We start from the raw sequence: 16,376 nt of genomic DNA, 5'->3' as shown, positions 1-16,376 counted from the left end.
AAACGACCTCCACGCGAAATGAACGGGACAGCCTGATGGTACGGCCGAACGACAGCGACACGAATTTTCCCTTTCCCATCCTGATCGGCGATATCGGCGGCACCAATGCGCGCTTCGCGCTGCTGGTCGATGCCTTCGCCGAGCCGAAGCAGTTCCCGATCGTCCAGACGGCCGATTTCAGGAATATCGACGACGCGCTGCAGCAATGCATCCTCGACACGACGTCGGTGCAGCCGCGTTCGGCGATCCTGGCGCTGGCCGGCCCAATCGAGGGCGACGAGGTGCCGCTGACCAACTGCCCCTGGGTGGTGCGCCCGCGCGACATGATCGCCAATCTCGGCTTCGACGAGGTGCTGCTCGTCAACGATTTCGAGGCGCAGGCGCTCGCCGTCGCCTCGCTCGATGAAGGCGACCGCGAGAAGATCGGCCCCGGCACGGAGCGCCATGCCGCCTCGCGCACGGTGCTCGGCCCGGGCACGGGGCTCGGCGTCGCCGGCCTCGTCTATGCGCGCCATAGCTGGATCCCGGTTCCCGGCGAGGGCGGCCATGTGGATGTCGGCCCGCGCAGCGAGCGCGACTACCAGATCTGGCCCTTCCTGGAGCCGATCGAGGGCCGCATTTCCGCCGAACAGCTCCTGTGCGGCCGCGGCATCATGAACATCTACCACGCCGTTTCGGCCGCCGACGGCGTCGATGCGCCGCTGGAAACCCCGGCGGACGTGACCGCGCGGGCGCTGGCGCAGGACGACCGCGCGGCGATCGAGACCGTTTCGCTGTTTTCCACCTATCTCGGCCGCGTCGCCGGCGACATGGCGATGATCTTCATGGCCAAGGGCGGGGTATTCCTGGCCGGCGGCATCTCGCAGAAGATCCTACCCGCCCTGCGCGGGCCGGAATTCCGCGCCGCCTTCGAGGACAAGGCGCCGCACGGCGCGCTCCTGAAGACGATCCCGACCTATGTGGTCACCCATCCGGTCGCGGCCCTTGCCGGCCTTGCCGCCTTCGCCCGCATGCCGGACCGCTTTGGTGTTGCAACCGAGGGACGCCACTGGAAAAGGTGACGCCTCCGCCGGCGCTTCGCCGCGCCGCGGACTCGCCAAAGACGGGCCGAGCCCCTATAGAGCGGGTCCAGCGCGGCACATCCTCCCGGTGCCGCAGGATCGTGCAGGATCGTGCAGGAAAGTCAGTTTATTGGCCGATAAGAGTCGAACCGAGCGCCAACACGTCAGCTCCGACACCGTCGCCACCGTGCTCAAGCGCATCATCGCCGAAAACGGCCGCGAGCACGTCCGCGGCTATGTCCTGGCCATCCTCTGCCTTGCCATCGTCGCCGGCACCACGGGCTTTACCGCCTGGATCATGGAATCGGTGGTCAACGAGGCCTTCGCCAACAAGCGCGCCGACCTCGTCGCCCTCATCTGCGGCTCGATCTTCATCGCCTTCGTGCTGCGCGGCTTTGCCACCTATTACCAGGCCGTCATCCTGTCGAAGATCGGCAACAACATCGTAGCGCGCTACCAGCGCCGGCTCTATTCGCACCTGATGGCGCTCAGCGTCGGCTATTTCAACGAATCGCGCTCGGCCTATCTCGCCGCCCAGATCAGCCAGAACGTCACCGGCATCCGCGACGTGCTGAACATGACGGTGACGTCGGTCGCACGCGACTTCCTGACGCTGGTCGCGCTCATCGGCGTGATGATCTCCAAGGACTGGCTGCTGACGCTGATCGTCTTCGTCGTCGCCCCGCCGCTGCTCATCGGCCTGCGCTACGTGTCGCGGCGCCTGCGCAGCGCCACGCGCGAATCCGTCGAGCTCAACAGCCATGTGCTCGGCGCCATGCAGGAGACGATCCAGGGCATCGCCATCGTCAAGGCCTTCACCATGGAGGCGCAGCTGAAGACCAAGGTCGAGGGCATCATCGATCGGGCCGAAAGCCGCTCCAACCGCATCGCGCGGCTGACCGAGCGCACGGCGCCGATGACCGAGACCTTCGCCGGCGCGGCGATCGCCGGCGTGCTCGCCTATGCCGCCTATCGCTCGATCTATGGCGGCGTGCTGCCCGGCGCGTTCTTCTCCTTCGTCACGGCGCTGCTGATGGCCTACGATCCGGCAAAGCGCCTCGCCCGGCTGCAGGTCTCGCTGGAGCGCGCCGTCGTCAATGCCCGCATGATCTACGAGGTTCTCGACCTGAAGCCGCGCCAGGCCGACCGGCCCGATGCGAAGCCGCTTGCCGTTTCCAGCGCCACGATCACCTTCAGGGGCGTCCGCTTCGGCTATTCGGAAAACGAGGCGATCCTCAAGGACGTGACCTTCACCGCCGACGGCGGCCGCACGACCGCGCTCGTCGGGCCGTCGGGCGCCGGCAAGTCGACGGTCGTCAACCTCATTCCGCGCTTCTACGACCCGCAGGAGGGCGAGATCCTCATCGACGAGCAGGACATCGCCCATGTGACGAAACAGTCGCTGCGCAACGCCATCGCCTATGTCTCCCAGCAGCCCTACCTTTTCGAGGGCACCATCCGCGACAATATTCGCTACGGCCGACCCGACGCGACGGATGGCGAGATCGAGGAAGCGGCGCGCCATGCCTATGCACACGATTTCATCCTCGCTCAGCCGCTCGGCTACGACACGCCCGTCGGCGAGAACGGCGTGACGCTGTCCGGCGGCCAGCGCCAGCGGCTGTCGATCGCGCGCGCGCTGGTGCGCAATGCGCCGATCCTCCTGCTCGACGAGGCGACCTCGGCGCTCGACACGGAATCCGAGCAGGCCGTGCAGAAGGCGCTCGACGAGGCGATGAGCGGGCGCACCGTCGTCGTCATCGCGCACCGGCTCTCCACCATCGTGCGCGCCGACAAGATCATCGTGATGCAGGCCGGAACGGTCGCCGAAGAAGGTACGCACGAGGCGCTAGCAAGCCGCAAGAACGGCCTCTACGCTCGCCTCAACAGCCTCCAGGCGCCTGCCGGCAGCGCTGGGAAATAGGACGCGCCGGCGCGGGCGACCTTGCTTAGAAGACAGGAAATCGGAGCGCGCCGGCGCTCCGCGGAAGGGATGGAAGATGAGCGGCAATGCAATGAAGCTGGTCGTCGTCGGTGCGGCGGGCCGCATGGGCCAGACGCTGATCCGCACGATCCACGCCATCGAGGGCGCGGAGGTCTTCGCGGCCGTCGAGCGGGAGGGCTCGCCCTTCATCGGCCGCGATGCGGGGGAACTGGCCGGCCTCGGGCCGATCGGCGTCCCCGTCACCGACAGGCCGCTCGAAGCCTTCGTCGCGGCGGAGGGCGTGCTGGATTTCACGGCGCCCGCCGCGTCGATCGAATTTGCCGGCCTCGCCGCGCAGGCGCGAATCGTGCATGTCGTCGGCACCACCGGCTGCTCGCCGGCCGATGACGAGAAGATCAAGGCCGCCGCCCGCCATGCCCGTATCGTCAAGTCCGGCAATATGAGCCTCGGCGTCAACCTGCTCGGCGTGCTCACCGAGACCGCCGCCCGCGCGCTCGGCCCGACGGACTGGGATATCGAGGTGCTGGAAATGCACCACAAGCACAAGGTCGATGCGCCTTCGGGCACCGCGCTGCTGCTCGGCGATGCGGCCGCGAAGGGCCGCGGCATTTCGCTTGCCGACCATTCGGTGCGCGTGCGCGACGGCCATACCGGCCCGCGCGCCGCCGGCACGATCGGTTTCGCCACGCTGCGCGGCGGCTCGGTCATCGGCGAGCATTCGGTGTTGCTGGCCGGCGAGGGCGAGATCGTGACCCTGTCGCACAGCGCGACGGACCGCTCGATCTTCACGCGCGGCGCCGTGCAGGCGGCGCTCTGGGCGCGCGACAAGAAACCCGGCCTTTATTCCATGCTCGACGTGCTCGGGCTCGACTGATCCTTACTTTCGTTTTCGCATCGTTTATCCGAAAACCGGTATCCACGTTTCGGAACGATGCCAACCATCAGGAGACAATCTATGAGCGGAACCCTCGTCCTCGTTCGCCACGGCCAGAGCGAATGGAACCTGAAAAACCTCTTCACCGGCTGGCGCGATCCAGACCTGACGGCGCTTGGCGTCGAGGAGGCCAAGACCGGCGGCAAGGCGATTGCCGAGACCGGCATCAAGTTCGATGTCGCCTTCACCTCCGATCTTTCCCGTGCCCAGAAGACGCTGTCGCTCATTCTCGACGAGATCGGCCAGCCGGGCCTGGAGACGATCCGCGACCAGGCGCTGAACGAGCGCGACTACGGCGACCTCTCCGGCCTCAACAAGGACGATGCCCGTGCCAAGTGGGGCGAGGAGCAGGTGCATATCTGGCGCCGCTCCTACGACGTGCCACCGCCGGGCGGCGAGAGCCTGCGTGACACCGGTGCCCGCGTCTGGCCCTACTATCTCACAGAGATCCTGCCCCGCGTGCTGCGCGGCGAAAAGGTGCTCGTCGCCGCCCACGGCAACTCGCTGCGTTCGCTGGTGATGGTGCTCGACAAGCTTTCGAAGGAAGAGATCCTGAAGCTCAACCTCGCCACCGGCGTGCCGATGGTCTACGTGCTGAACGCGGATTCGACGGTGAAGTCGAAGGACGTGCTCGGGGACATGTCAGGCGCGCACTGAGCGCTGCGGTGAGGGCGAGAAGCCGTTGCCCTTGCTCCTGCTTCGGGTATCCCACCCCACCCGCTGCCCTCTCGTCCGTCATGGTCGGGCTTGACCCGACTACCCATCCACGCGCACGCCGGGTTGGTGGATCCTCGGGTCAAGCCAGCGGATGACGGAGGAGAAGAGGTGCTTTCAAGGGAGAAGGCCAGCGTCTCCGCCGGCCTTTCCGCCTTCACGCCCTGCCTGATTCCCACCCCAGCATCGCACGCTTGCGTGTCAGGCCCCAGTGGTAGCCTGTGAGCGCCCCGCTCTTGCCGAGCGCCCGGTGGCATGGCACGACGAAGGAGATGGGGTTGCGGCCCACGGCGGCGCCGACGGCGCGCGAGGCGGTCGGCTGGCCGAGCTTTTCGGCGATCGACGAATAGGTGACCGCGCAGCCCATCGGAATGCGCAAGAGCGCCTCCCAGACGCGGACCTGGAAATCCGAGCCGATCAGCACGACGCGCAGGGGCGCCCTGGGGTCCCAGCGCCTCGGGTCGAAGATGCGCTCCGCATAGGGGGCGGTCGCCTCGCGGTCCTCGATATAATGCGCGTTCGGCCAGCGCGAGGACATGTCCTCGAAGGCGTCCATGCCGCCCGTCTCGTCGGTGAAGGCAAGGCCCGCAAGGCCGCGGTCGGTGATCATGACGAGCGCCCCGCCGAAGGGGGAGGGGTGCAGGCCGTAGCGGATCGTCAGGCCCGCGCCGCGCGCCTTCCATTCGCCCGGCGACATGGCCTCGTGCGTGACGAAGAGGTCGTGCAGGCGGCCGGGGCCGGAAAGGCCGACCTCGAAGCTCGTCTCGAGCAACGGCAGTTCCTCCTGGCGCAGCAGCCGCTTGGCATGGTCGAGCGTCACGGCCTGCAGGAAGGCCTTCGGCGAGAGGCCGGCCCAGCGGGTGAAGGTCTTCTGCAACTGCGTTGGCGACTGGTCGAGCCGGCCGGCGATTTCGTCCAGGCCCGGCTGCTCGCGGTAATCCTCCGTGATGAGCTCGATGACCCGGCGCACGGTCGTATAGTCGTCGCCCGCGGGCGTGATGTCGGTCTTCAGGGTTGCGGCAATGTTCATCGTTCTTCTCCTGTGCCGCCAGAAAAGCACGGCGTCGCCGCGCCCGCCACCCGATTTCTGCGAGAACCGCCCTAGTAACCGCGCTTCACGCGGGCGAGCGCGCCGGAAAAGGCCGAGGCGAAACGCTCGCGGTCGTCGAGGGGAAGGAAGGTGCCAACATCCGTCTGGTTGCCGTTGCCGCGCACATGCATTGCGGTGATGCCGATCTTCGCCTTGCGCGAGACGAGGAAGCGCGCCCAGAACGGATTGAAGACATGTTCGGTCTCGCGGCCGGACGGGCTGATCTTGCGGATCGAGATGTTGGTGCGCGAGAGCGACACCACTTCGCGGGCCTTCGCCGCCCGGTTGTTCAGCCAGAAGGCGCCGAACAGCACGAGGAAATCCAGGCCGAAGAACAGGACGACCGGCCAGGCGCCGGAGATCATGAAGACGGCCATGTGGGCGAAGCTGAGCGCGCCCGCGATGATGAAGAAGATGCGGTGGCCGTTCTGGCCGAGCGACCGGTAGGGGTGCAGTTCGGCGGAGAAGACCGGCAGGTCGTTCATCGTGATGTCGGCGTTGCCTTGCGTCATGGGGCATGACTATAAGCAAGTCGCGCAAGACTGTGTAGCGGTTTTGCGGCGACGACAGGCCATTGCGGAAGCATCATGAAAAACGGAACGGTCAAGAAGAAAGTAGCGCCCCGGCGCAAGGCGCCGGCGCGGCCGAAGAGCCTCTATTCGCAGGACACGCTGAAGGAGATCTTCCGCCGCTTCTCCATCCAGCGGCCGGAGCCGAAGGGCGAGCTGGAGCACGTCAATCCCTTCACGCTCGTCGTCGCCGTGGCGCTTTCCGCCCAGGCGACGGATGCCGGCGTCAACAAGGCGACGCGCGCGCTCTTCAAGGTCGCCGACACGCCGGAGAAGATGCTCGCCCTCGGCGAGGAGAAGGTGCGCGACTACATCAAGACCATCGGGCTCTACCGCAACAAGGCGAAGAACGTCATCGCGCTCAGCCGGATGCTCGTGGAAAACTTCGGCAGCGAGGTGCCGCGCACCCGCGAGGAGCTGGTCCTGTTGCCCGGCGTCGGCCGCAAGACGGCGAACGTGGTGCTGTCCATGGCCTTCGGCGAGGCGACGATGGCGGTCGACACGCATATCTTTCGCATCGCCAATCGCCTCCGCCTGGCGCCCGGCAAGACGCCCGACGAGGTGGAGGACAAACTGATGCGCCTCATCCCGGACGAATATCTCTACCACGCGCACCACTGGCTGATCCTGCACGGACGGTACTGTTGCAAGGCGCGCAGGCCGGAGTGCGAGCACTGCGTCATCGCCGACCTCTGTCTTTCGCCGGAAAAGACCTGCGACGTGCCGGCGCCGCTCGTGGAGCTGCCGCCGCAGCTCTTCGGCCCTACGCCCTGACGAGCCCGTCCAGCAGGCCGGCGATCGCCGCCACATAGGCCGCGCGGTCGGCGCCGGCCTCGATCGCGATCGCCGCGCGGTCGAAGGCGGCGGAGAGGAGGTCCGTCAGGGCCTGGAGCCCTGCGGCGTCGACATCCTTGCCGATCAGGGCGGAGAGCCCGGCCTTGAGCGTGCCCTCGGCATTGTCCCGGTCGATCGCGGCGGCGCTCTCGAAGCCAAGCACGGCGGGGGCCTCGAGCAGCAGAAGACGCGTGCGGCCGGGCGCCGCCATGGCGTCGAAATAGGCGGAAGCGCCGGCCAGCAGCGCCTGGCGCGGCGCGGCGGCGGGCCGCGAGACCATCTCGATATGGGTGGCGACGGCCTCCGCCTCGCGCTCAAGCGTCGCGCGGAACAGTGCCTTCTTGTCCTCGAAATGGTGGTAGAGCGCGCCGCGCGTCACGCCGGCCTCCGCCACGATGTCGGGCGTTGCCGTCTCCGCATAGCCCTTCTTGACGAAAAGCCGCCGGGCCGCCTCGATCAGGGCGAGACGCGTCGCTTCCGTGCGTTCCTTGTTGCTGCGTGCCATTTTCTGCCTTTACATACAAACAGAATGTATGTTAATTGATAGAAACATGCAGACTGTATGTTTAATTCGGCGGCAAATCCAGCAAAACCTGTGCGGTGGATCGCCCCCACGACAGAAAAGGAGAAGCCCGATGAAAACGACCAGTTACTATCCGGTGATCATGACCGACGACGTGGCGGGCACCGCCGCCTTCTACGAGAAGCACTTCCGCTTCGAAGCCCTCTTCACCAGCGACTGGTACATCCATCTCCAGTCCAGCGAGGACGAGAAGGTGACGCTCGCCGTGCTCGACGGCCGCCACGAGACGATCCCGGCCGCCGGCCGCGGCAAGGTGTCGGGCCTGCTCCTGAACTTCGAGGTGGAGGATGTCGACACGGTCTATGCTGCGGTGCGCGCGGCCGGCCTGCCGATCCTGCTTGCGATCCGCGACGAGGATTTCGGCCAGCGTCACTTCATCACCGCCGATCCGAACGGCGTGTTGATCGACGTGATCAAGCCCATCCCGCCTAAGGGCGACTATGCGGTCATGTACGACGCGTCAGCGCTGCCGCAGTGAGAAGCCGGGATCCCTGCCGCTCAGTGCCTTGTGGAGATGCACCATGAGGCCGGCGGCAAAGAGCGGCGTCAGGAGATTGACGATCGGGATCGCCAGGAACGCGGCGATCACGAGGCCGGCGATCAGCACCGTCGAGGCGTGCTTGGCCCTAAACAGGCGCGCCTCGGCCGGCGGGCGGTGGCGCATCGCCGCGAATTCGAAGAATTCCCGGCCGAGCAGGTAGCCGTTTACCAGGAAGAAGGCGACGAGGTTGATGCCGGGAATGAACAGCAGGAGAAGCGCGAAAAGGTTGCCGAGGACGACGATGCCGAGGAATTTTATCGAGCCGGCGATCGCCTGGCCCATCGGCAACGCAACGCCCGGAGCCTCGGCGGGATAATCGCGCTTCTCGATCACCTCGGCGACGTCGTCGAGGAAGAAGCCGGCGATGAGCGCCGTCACCGGCGCGAGCAGGAGGGCAAGCCCGAGTGCGAGGCCGATGCTGGCGAGGACGCCGAAGACGAAGGCGAGCCAGCCCGCCCATTCCGGCAGGTCGGGCATCATCAGGCCCTGCAGGAAGGGCCAGGTGAAGGCGACGAAGGTTTCGCGAAGGCCGAACCACAGGACGATGAGCGCCAGCACGGTGAGCCCGATGACCTTCCAGAACACGCCGCGCGTCTCCGGGGCGAAGAGATTGGCGAGCGAAAGGCGGGTGGCGGCAAGGATCATCGAAAACTCCTGTTCGCTTCCGCATGTAGGATGTGAAAAAGCGGCCGGCAAGGCAGGAGATCGGAACCCTCCATTAAGCCGGCGTTAAACGACAGCTCCTAAAGTTTTGCGCACCCGCACGAAGCCGGGCTGCCAAAGATAATCAGGGAACCATCATGCGCAATGTCCGGATCAGCAGGCTTCTGCCCGCGCTCTTCGTCCTCATGGTCGTGCTGGGCGGCCTGCAAGGCGCCGTCGCCTTCCGCTCCCTCTCGGCGATGACCGGCCATATCGAGCGCATCGGCGCCGAGCGCATGCCCGAGATGAGCCGCATCCTGCAGCTCAGCCACGCCTTTTCCGAGGTGAACGCGACCTATTCGGAGCACCTGCTCTCGATGGATCCCGACGAGATCGGCCGCATCGAGGCGCGCATCAAGGAGCGCGCCGACGCCTTTGCCGGGATGGTCGACAGCTATGGCGCGGCCAACAGCGGCAATGCGGCCGCCGCCGCCGAGATCGACGGCATCAAGGCGACGCTGAAGACCTATCTCGACGATTCCGCCAAACTCATCCAGTTCTCCGCCATCGCCGCCAAGGGCCCGGCGCTGGAGGTCTACAAGGGGCCGATGCAGGCGAGCGCCGATGCGATCAGCGCTTCGCTGAACGACCTCGTCGCCAGCACCCGGAAGGTGACGGACGAGACGATCCTCTCGGCCCGCGCCGAGGAAGGCTCGGCCTTCACGCTCACCTGGGCGTCGCTTGCCATCTCCATGGGCCTGGCGATCGCCGCGATCTTCCTCGTCAACCGCCGGGTCGTCAGGCCGCTCAACGGCCTTGCCGGCGCGATGAAGAAACTGGCGGCGGGCGACAGCGCCGGCGCCATCCCCCATGCCGACCGCAAGGACGAGATCGGCGAGATGGCCGGCACCGTCGCCGTCTTCCGCGACAATGCCGCCGAGCGCCAGCGCCTGGAACGCCAGAGCGACGACGACCGCCGCCGGGCCGAGGGCGAGCGCCAGGCGCGCGAAGCCGAGCGCACCCGCGACAGCGGCCGCGTGCAGGAAGCCGTGGCCAGCCTTGCCGACGGGCTAGGCAGGCTGGCGAGCGGCGACATGACCTGCCGCATCGAAAAACCCTTCGACGGCGACCTCGACCGGTTGCGCGAGGATTTCAACGCCTCCGTCTCGCGCCTCGGCGATGCGCTGCGCGAGGTCGGCGAGAACGCCCTCGCGATCGACGCCGGCGCCAGCCAGATCCGCGCCGCGGCCGACGATCTTTCGCGCCGCACCGAGCAGCAGGCCGCCTCGGTCGAGGAAACCGCCGCCGCGCTTGAACAGATCACCACCACCGTGAAGGATTCCACCCGCCGGGCGGAAGAGGCGGGCGAGCTCGTTGCGCGCACCCGCTCGGGCGCGGAAAAATCCGGCGACATCGTGCGCCGGGCCGTCTCGGCCATGCAGGAGATCGAGAAGTCCTCCAGCGAGATCACCAGCATCATCGGGGTCATCGACGAGATCGCCTTCCAGACCAACCTCCTGGCGCTCAATGCCGGCGTCGAGGCGGCGCGGGCCGGCGAGGCGGGCAAGGGTTTCGCGGTCGTGGCGCAGGAGGTGCGCGAGCTTGCCCAGCGCTCGGCCAAGGCCGCCAAGGAAATCAAGGCGCTGATCACCACCTCGGGCGAGCAGGTGCGCTCCGGCGTCTCCCTCGTCGGCGACACGGGCCGCGCGCTGCAGGCGATCGTCACCGAGGTGCAGGAGATCAACGGCCACGTCCAGGCGATCGTCGAGGCGGCGCGCGAACAGTCGACCGGCCTGCAGGAGATCAACACCGCCGTCAACACGATGGACCAGGGCACGCAGAAGAACGCGGCCATGGTGGAGGAGACGACCGCGGCGAGCCACGGCCTTGCCTCCGAAGTGCAGGCGCTCAATGCGTTGATCGGCCGCTTCAATGTCGGCGGCAGCGCCGCTGCGGGCCGGACGGTGCACGCGCCGCACCTGCATGTCGTGCCGTCGGCGCCCCCCCCGGCCGCGCCACAAGCGGCCCCCGCCACGGCGCCGAAGCTCGCCCGCAAGTCGCCCGGCCAGTGGAACGTCAAGCCGGCCAACAGCATCTCGCGCGCCGTCGCCTCGCCGGCCCTCGCGCTCGGCGAGAAACTGGCCGGCGCCCTCGGCGTGCGGCAGGACACGGGGAACGGCGGAGACTGGGAAGAGTTCTGACGCGGCAGGCCCCGCTCCGGCGGGGCGGGGCTTTCCTCGTGGGGAGGGGTTTGCGGACGAAGACGCGTGCCGATTCCCTTTGACGGGCACCGAAAACAAGGCTAGTCATAAAGTCATCCGATGACTTTATGACTAGCCACATGCACGCCCTCAGCAAGACCAATCTCGCCGATGCCGCCGTGGAGGCGATCCGCAACGACATACTGGCGCGCCGCTGGGCGGTGGGCGAGAAGCTGCCGAACGAGGCGACCCTCTCGGCCATGCTCTCTGTCAGCCGCGGCACGGTGCGCGAGGCGGTGCGCGTCCTCGCCTCGCAGGGCTATCTCGAAACCCGGCAGGGCTCCGGCACCTATGTGCTTTCGACGGCCGATACCGCGCGCCCGCTCGGCATGGCCCGGCGCGCGGGGCTGCGCGACCAGTTCGAGGCGCGCCTGGCGCTCGATGCGGAGGCCGCAAGGCTTGCGGCGCTGCGCCACACGCCAGCCGTCGTCGCCGGGCTCCGGGCCCGGCTGGCCGCCCGCGGCCACTACGAGAACGGCGACAAGGCCGGTTTCATCGCCCGCGACTTCGCCTTCCACCAGGCCGTGATCGCCGCCTCGCGCAATGCGGTGCTGATCGGCATGTACGATTTCTTCTCGACGCTCATTGCCGAAACCATCGACGCGACGCTTGGCCAGGACCTGCCGGAACCCGACATGGCGGCCCATGTCGCCATCGTCGATGCCATCGCGAGCGGCGATCCGGACGCCGCCGATGCCGCCGTCCGCCGCTTCATGGCGCCGGTCCTTTCCGCCCTCGACCGGTTTCTGATGTCATGACCCACCTTGCCGAAACCGATCCCGGCGCGATCGACCTGATCGACGCCGAAGCCGACAGCGTGCCCGCGCCCGTGCCCCACCGGCCGAAGGCCGCCGCCGCGCGCGTCCTGCTTGGCGCCAGCCTCGTGCTCATCGCCTTCAACCTGCGGCCGGTCTTCTCCAGCGCCTCGGCGCTGCTGCCGGAAATCCGCGGCACGCTCGGCCTTTCGGCGACCGGTGCCAGCCTCTTGACGACGCTGCCCGTCGTCTGCCTTGGCCTGTTCTCGCCGCTGGCGCCGCGCCTTGCCCAGCGCATGGGCACGGAGCGCACGCTGCTCCTTGTCGTCTTCCTTCTGGCGCTCGGCACGGCGCTGCGCGGCCTTTCCTCCATTCCGCTGCTCTTCCTCGGCACGGCGCTTGCCGGCGCCTGCATCGCGGTCGGCAATGTGCTGCTGCCCGGCCTCGTCAAGCGCGATTTTCCCGACAAGGCGGCGCTGATGACCGGCTGCTATACGATGGCGCTTTGCGCCGGCGCGGCGAGCGCCGCCGGCCTGACGCTGCCGATCGAGCATGCGCTGGGCGGCTCGCTCGACGGGGCGCTCGCCATCTGGGCGCTGCCGGCGATCGTCGTTGGTCTCCTGTGGCTGCCGCAGGTGCTGGCGACGCGTTCTCAGGCCAAGCGCACCGGCTTCCGGGTCGAGGGCCTGTGGCGCGACAGGCTGGCCTGGCAGGTCACGCTCTTCATGGGCCTGCAATCGGCGCTCGCCTATTGCGTCTTCGGCTGGCTGGTGCCGATCCTGCGCGAACGCGGGCTCGACGGCGTCACCGCCGGGGCCATCGTCTCCGTCTCCGTCATGGTGCAGGCCGCCGCCTGCCTCGTCGCGCCGCATATCGCCGTGCGCGGCAAGGACCAGCGGCTGATCAACGTGGTGCTCTGCGGCTTCGCCGTCGTCGCCCTTCTCGGCCTGCTCTTCGCGCCGCTCTCCACCGTCTGGATCTGGGCGGTGCTGCAGGGCATCGGGCAGGGCGGGCTGATCGCGGTGGCGCTCACCGTCATCGTTTTGCGCACGCGCGATCCGCATGTGGCGGCCCATCTGTCCGGCATGGCGCAATGCATCGGCTACCTGCTCGCCGCCGTCGGCCCGCTGGTTGTGGGGCTCATCCGCGGCTGGACCGGCAGCTTCGCCTGGAGCGCCGTGCTCTTCGTGCTGCTCGGCCTCGGCGCGGCAGTCAACGGCTGGTTCGCCGGCCGGGCGCTCTATGTCAATGCGCGCACGGTGGAAGCCTCCGCCTGAGGCGCGGGGCGCACGGTGCCGGTTTCCGTCACGATCAGGTCCATCGGGATGTCGTGCAGCTGCGGATAGATCGTCCGAAGGCGCGCCGCGCTGTAGCCGAGGCCGATGACGCGCGGCCGGGCCGGCATGGCGGCCAGCGTCCGGTCGAAGAAGCCGCCGCCATAGCCGAGCCGGTAGCAGGCGGCATCGAAGCCGACGACCGGGGAGAGCACGATATCCGGCAGGACGAGGTTCCGCTCTGCCGGGATAGGGATGTTCCAGACGCCGCGTGACAGCGGATCGCCCGCCTGCCAGAGGTGGAATTCCAGCGGCCGTCCCTTTTCGACGACGACGGGCAGCGCCGTGCGCCCGCCGCGTCTTGCGACCTCGGCAAGCAGCGGCCGCAGGTCCGGCTCGCCGCGGAAGGGCCAGTAGGCGCTGACGATAAGTCCCTCGACATCGCCGATCTCGGCGACGATGCCCGCGGCGATCGTCTCACCCTGGCGCGCGCGCGTCTCGGCCGGTACGGCGAGGCGCTCGGCGATCAGGCGTTCGCGCTCGCTCCTGCGCCAGCGCTCGACATCCGTCCAGGCCTGCCGGTCGAGCGGGCCGGGCAGGCCCATATAAGCGGGATCGACCTCGTGCATGAAGCAGGCCGGCGAGGCGAAGGTGGCGGGAATGTCGTCATCGGCCTCCATCGTGTCCTCCTTTCGAACGTGGTACGGGACGCCTGCGGGCGATCAGCAGCCCGAAAGGCCCGCCTCGAGCCCGGCAAGCAGGTCGTCGACATGCTCGAGCCCGACGGAAAGCCTGAGCAGCCCGTCGCTAATGCCGGCCCTGCTGCGCGCTTCCGCGCCCATGTCGACATGGGTCATGGTGGCGGGGTGGGCGACGAGGCTTTCGACCCCGCCGAGCGATTCGGCGAAGGTGAAGCAGCGCACACCCTTCACGAAGCTGCGTACCGCCGGGACGCCGCCGGCAAGTTCGAAGCTCATCATCGCACCGAATCCCTGCTGCTGGCGGGCGGCAAGCGCATGGTCGGGATGGTCGGCAAGACCCGGATAGTGCACGCGGGAAACGGCGGGATGCGCGCAAAGCCGCTCGGCGATCGCCATGGCGTTGCGCTCCTGCCCGGCCATGCGGGCAAAGAGGGTCCGCAGCCCGCGCAGCGTCAGCCAGGAATCGAAGGGCGCGGCCGTCGCGCCGGTGACGTTGGCCCAGTGTTTCAGGCTGTGCGCCTCCTCCGCATCGGCGGCGATCACCGCCCCGGCGATGACGTCCGAATGGCCGTTGAGGAATTTCGTCGTCGAATGCAGCACATAGTCGGCGCCCAGCGACAGCGGCTTCTGCAGGGCGGGCGAGAGGAATGTATTGTCGACGGCGACGCGCGCCCCGGCCGCCTTCGCCAGCGCGGAAAGGGCGGCTATGTCCACCACGCGCATCAGCGGGTTGCTCGGCGTCTCGATCAGCACGAGGACCGGACGGTCCCGCAGCGCCGCCTCGAAGACCGCAAGATCCGACTGGTCCACCAGAAGCAGCGCGATCTGGCCGAGCGCGGCGCGCGCCTTGAGAAGGCGCATCGTGCCGCCGTAGCAGTCGTGCGGCGCAAGGACCAGACTGCCGGCCGCAAGCCGCCCGACGAGGAGGTCGACCGCCGCCATGCCGCTCGGCGTCATCACCGCGCCGGCCCCGCCTTCCAGCTTGCTGATCGCATCGGCCAGGAGATCGCGCGTCGGATTGCCGACGCGGCCGTAGTCATAGGCGCGCGGCGTGTCGAAATCGGCGAACTCGTAGGTGGTGGATAGATAGAGCGGTGGCGCCACCGCGCCGAAGGCGGTGTCGCTCGCCACGCCATGCGCCGCGGCAACGGTTTCCGGTTGAACTTCGATCGCCGTTCGCTCGGACATCGATGCCTGCTCCTCATGTTATGACAAGAAAATGGCCGGCTTGCCGGTCCCTGACAAATGAATTCTCTTGCGGCCAGGCTGCAAGTTTCTTGCAGTTACTACCGGAGGGCAAGACGGCTAGAGGCCGTTCTCCAGCACGTCGGCAAGCACGGCCGCATGGTTGAATTCCCGGTTGCGCGCACCGTAGAGCAGGGTGACCTTGCCGGCGGCGACACGTTCCGTGAGGTCTTCGAGCGCCGGATTGCCCTGCAGCTCCTCCCGGTAGCGCGCCTGGAATTCCGGCCAGCGCTCGGGCTTGTGATCGAACCACTTGCGGAGCGCCGAGGACGGCGCCACGTCCTTCATCCAGAGGTCGAAGCCGGCCTTTTCCTTGGACAGGCCGCGCGGCCAGAGCCGGTCGACGAGGATGCGCGTCCCGTCCGCCGCGCCGGGTTCGTCATAGATGCGCTTGATCTCCACCGGCATGGGCTTTTCCTCCCTGTCCGCCGTTCACCGTACATTTGAGATCAGAAAGCAGCCCGTCCTTCAAGCCGTAGACCCAGCCGTGGATGGAAACGTCGCGGCCGGCCTGCCAGGCCGCCTGGAGGGTGGGGGTACGGGCGAGCCGCTCCACCTGCGCGGCAACCGAGGCCTCGCAGAGCCGGTCGAGGTCCGCATCGCCCCAGGGCGCGCATTCCCGGCATTCGAAACGCCGGTCCGCCACGTCGCGCACCGGCTGCAGCCAATGGTCGATGAGGCCGAAGCGCTCGCCGCTGACGGCCGCGCGAATGCCGCCGCAGCCGTAGTGCCCGCAGATGATGATGTGCTTCACCCCGAGCTGGTGCACGGCATATTCGACCACGGACAGCATGTTGAGGTCCGCCGGATGGATGAGGTTGGCGACATTGCGATGCACGAAGACCTCGCCCGGCTCCAGCCCGGCGATCACATTCGCCGGCACGCGGCTGTCGGAACAGCCGATCCACAGATAGTCGGGCTGCTGAAGGTTGGCGAGGCGGTCGAAATAGTCGGCCTTCTCGGCCTTGCGCTCGGCGGACCAGACTTTGTTCCTGGCGAAAAGGTCCTCGATCATGACAGGGCTCCGGCTTGTGGGGATGACGCGTTTTCCGCCCGAACTTGGCTTCTGTCAAATCGGCAGACCGTCGCAGGGGCGGCGTTCCGCCGCGCCGTGGCGGCGCGGCTTGACTTTGCCCGCCCGCTCAAGCCATCATACCGGAATGACAACGACGCAATCCATCGCCCGGTTCCTGAAACGGTTGTTTCCTCTCGCAGGACATTAGCCCC

General features: G+C 67.7%; 17 protein-coding genes. 9 read left to right on the top strand and 8 right to left on the bottom strand.

Annotated features, from left to right (window positions below):
* Positions 1 to 35 precede the first annotated feature (35 nt).
* The 4 genes from AB3G45_RS25280 to AB3G45_RS25265 all read left to right on the top strand — a co-directional run bounded on the left by AB3G45_RS25280 (position 36) and on the right by AB3G45_RS25265 (position 4,597).
* A complete protein-coding gene (locus AB3G45_RS25280; protein ID WP_367833151.1) occupies positions 36 to 1,061 on the top strand; it encodes a glucokinase in 1,026 nt (341 codons plus the stop codon).
* A gap of 130 nt (positions 1,062 to 1,191) precedes the next feature.
* The gene (locus AB3G45_RS25275; protein WP_367833150.1) at positions 1,192 to 2,985 is read left to right on the top strand and encodes an ABC transporter ATP-binding protein; all 1,794 of its coding nucleotides are present in this window, start codon (positions 1,192 to 1,194) and stop codon (positions 2,983 to 2,985) included.
* A 76-nt stretch (positions 2,986 to 3,061) separates the two neighbouring features.
* Complete coding sequence (gene dapB / locus AB3G45_RS25270; protein WP_367833149.1) at positions 3,062 to 3,880, top strand: 4-hydroxy-tetrahydrodipicolinate reductase; 819 nt, start codon at positions 3,062 to 3,064, stop codon at positions 3,878 to 3,880.
* 81 nt (positions 3,881 to 3,961) lie between these two features.
* Positions 3,962 to 4,597, top strand: coding sequence for a 2,3-bisphosphoglycerate-dependent phosphoglycerate mutase (locus tag AB3G45_RS25265; RefSeq protein ID WP_133035461.1), 636 nt, complete (start codon positions 3,962 to 3,964; stop codon positions 4,595 to 4,597).
* Positions 4,598 to 4,811: 214 nt separating this feature from the next.
* Here the strand turns inward: AB3G45_RS25265 and AB3G45_RS25260 are convergent, their stop codons facing one another.
* The gene (locus AB3G45_RS25260) at positions 4,812 to 5,684 is read right to left on the bottom strand and encodes a methylated-DNA--[protein]-cysteine S-methyltransferase (protein WP_367833148.1); all 873 of its coding nucleotides are present in this window, start codon (positions 5,682 to 5,684) and stop codon (positions 4,812 to 4,814) included.
* A gap of 71 nt (positions 5,685 to 5,755) precedes the next feature.
* On the bottom strand, positions 5,756 to 6,256 hold the full coding sequence (locus AB3G45_RS25255; RefSeq protein WP_367833147.1) for a DUF2244 domain-containing protein: 501 nt from the start codon (positions 6,254 to 6,256) through the stop codon (positions 5,756 to 5,758).
* Positions 6,257 to 6,331: 75 nt separating this feature from the next.
* On the opposite strand from AB3G45_RS25255, the gene nth reads away from it, so the two are divergent.
* Entirely contained in the window at positions 6,332 to 7,087 is a 756-nt protein-coding gene (gene nth, locus AB3G45_RS25250) for an endonuclease III (RefSeq protein WP_367833146.1), read from the top strand.
* Here the strand turns inward: nth and AB3G45_RS25245 are convergent.
* Positions 7,077 to 7,652, bottom strand: a complete 576-nt coding sequence (locus AB3G45_RS25245) for a TetR family transcriptional regulator (protein WP_367833145.1) — start codon at positions 7,650 to 7,652, stop codon at positions 7,077 to 7,079. The two genes, nth and AB3G45_RS25245, sit on opposite strands and share 11 nt — an antisense overlap.
* A gap of 130 nt (positions 7,653 to 7,782) precedes the next feature.
* Between AB3G45_RS25245 and AB3G45_RS25240 the strand changes: the two genes are divergently transcribed.
* Positions 7,783 to 8,208: a VOC family protein gene (locus AB3G45_RS25240; RefSeq protein ID WP_367833144.1), complete on the top strand. Its 426-nt coding sequence runs from the start codon at positions 7,783 to 7,785 to the stop codon at positions 8,206 to 8,208.
* Here the strand turns inward: AB3G45_RS25240 and AB3G45_RS25235 are convergent.
* On the bottom strand, positions 8,191 to 8,916 hold the full coding sequence (locus tag AB3G45_RS25235) for a sulfate transporter family protein (protein ID WP_367833143.1): 726 nt from the start codon (positions 8,914 to 8,916) through the stop codon (positions 8,191 to 8,193). The genes AB3G45_RS25240 and AB3G45_RS25235 overlap by 18 nt on opposite strands.
* A gap of 155 nt (positions 8,917 to 9,071) precedes the next feature.
* On the opposite strand from AB3G45_RS25235, the gene AB3G45_RS25230 reads away from it, so the two are divergent.
* The 3 genes from AB3G45_RS25230 to AB3G45_RS25220 all read left to right on the top strand — a co-directional run bounded on the left by AB3G45_RS25230 (position 9,072) and on the right by AB3G45_RS25220 (position 13,206).
* Positions 9,072 to 11,114 (top strand): methyl-accepting chemotaxis protein, encoded by a 2,043-nt coding sequence (locus tag AB3G45_RS25230; RefSeq protein ID WP_367833142.1) that lies wholly within the window; start codon positions 9,072 to 9,074, stop codon positions 11,112 to 11,114.
* 140 nt (positions 11,115 to 11,254) lie between these two features.
* Positions 11,255 to 11,932 (top strand): FadR/GntR family transcriptional regulator, encoded by a 678-nt coding sequence (locus AB3G45_RS25225; RefSeq protein WP_367833673.1) that lies wholly within the window; start codon positions 11,255 to 11,257, stop codon positions 11,930 to 11,932.
* A complete protein-coding gene (locus AB3G45_RS25220) occupies positions 11,929 to 13,206 on the top strand; it encodes a CynX/NimT family MFS transporter (RefSeq protein WP_367833141.1) in 1,278 nt (425 codons plus the stop codon). Before AB3G45_RS25225 ends, AB3G45_RS25220 begins: the two co-directional genes overlap by 4 nt.
* Here AB3G45_RS25220 and AB3G45_RS25215 read toward each other — a convergent pair.
* From AB3G45_RS25215 to AB3G45_RS25200, 4 genes are all read right to left on the bottom strand, one after another.
* Positions 13,170 to 13,883: a 5-formyltetrahydrofolate cyclo-ligase gene (locus AB3G45_RS25215; protein WP_367833140.1), complete on the bottom strand. Its 714-nt coding sequence runs from the start codon at positions 13,881 to 13,883 to the stop codon at positions 13,170 to 13,172. The genes AB3G45_RS25220 and AB3G45_RS25215 overlap by 37 nt on opposite strands.
* A gap of 42 nt (positions 13,884 to 13,925) precedes the next feature.
* Positions 13,926 to 15,092 carry a cystathionine gamma-synthase gene (gene metB / locus AB3G45_RS25210; RefSeq protein WP_367833139.1) on the bottom strand — a complete coding sequence of 389 codons (1,167 nt, stop codon included), beginning with the start codon at positions 15,090 to 15,092 and terminating at the stop codon, positions 13,926 to 13,928.
* Between the two features lie 117 nt (positions 15,093 to 15,209).
* Complete coding sequence (locus AB3G45_RS25205) at positions 15,210 to 15,557, bottom strand: DUF488 domain-containing protein (RefSeq protein WP_367833138.1); 348 nt, start codon at positions 15,555 to 15,557, stop codon at positions 15,210 to 15,212.
* Complete coding sequence (locus tag AB3G45_RS25200; protein WP_367833137.1) at positions 15,529 to 16,164, bottom strand: carbonic anhydrase; 636 nt, start codon at positions 16,162 to 16,164, stop codon at positions 15,529 to 15,531. Before AB3G45_RS25200 ends, AB3G45_RS25205 begins: the two co-directional genes overlap by 29 nt.
* Between the last annotated feature and the right edge of the window lie 212 nt (positions 16,165 to 16,376).

Origin of the sequence: Shinella sp. S4-D37, assembly GCF_040812195.1 — a bacterium.
GTDB lineage: Bacteria > Pseudomonadota > Alphaproteobacteria > Rhizobiales > Rhizobiaceae > Shinella.
The sequence above is the reverse complement of the archived record's forward strand: the minus strand, read 5'-3'. Positions and strand labels throughout refer to the sequence as shown.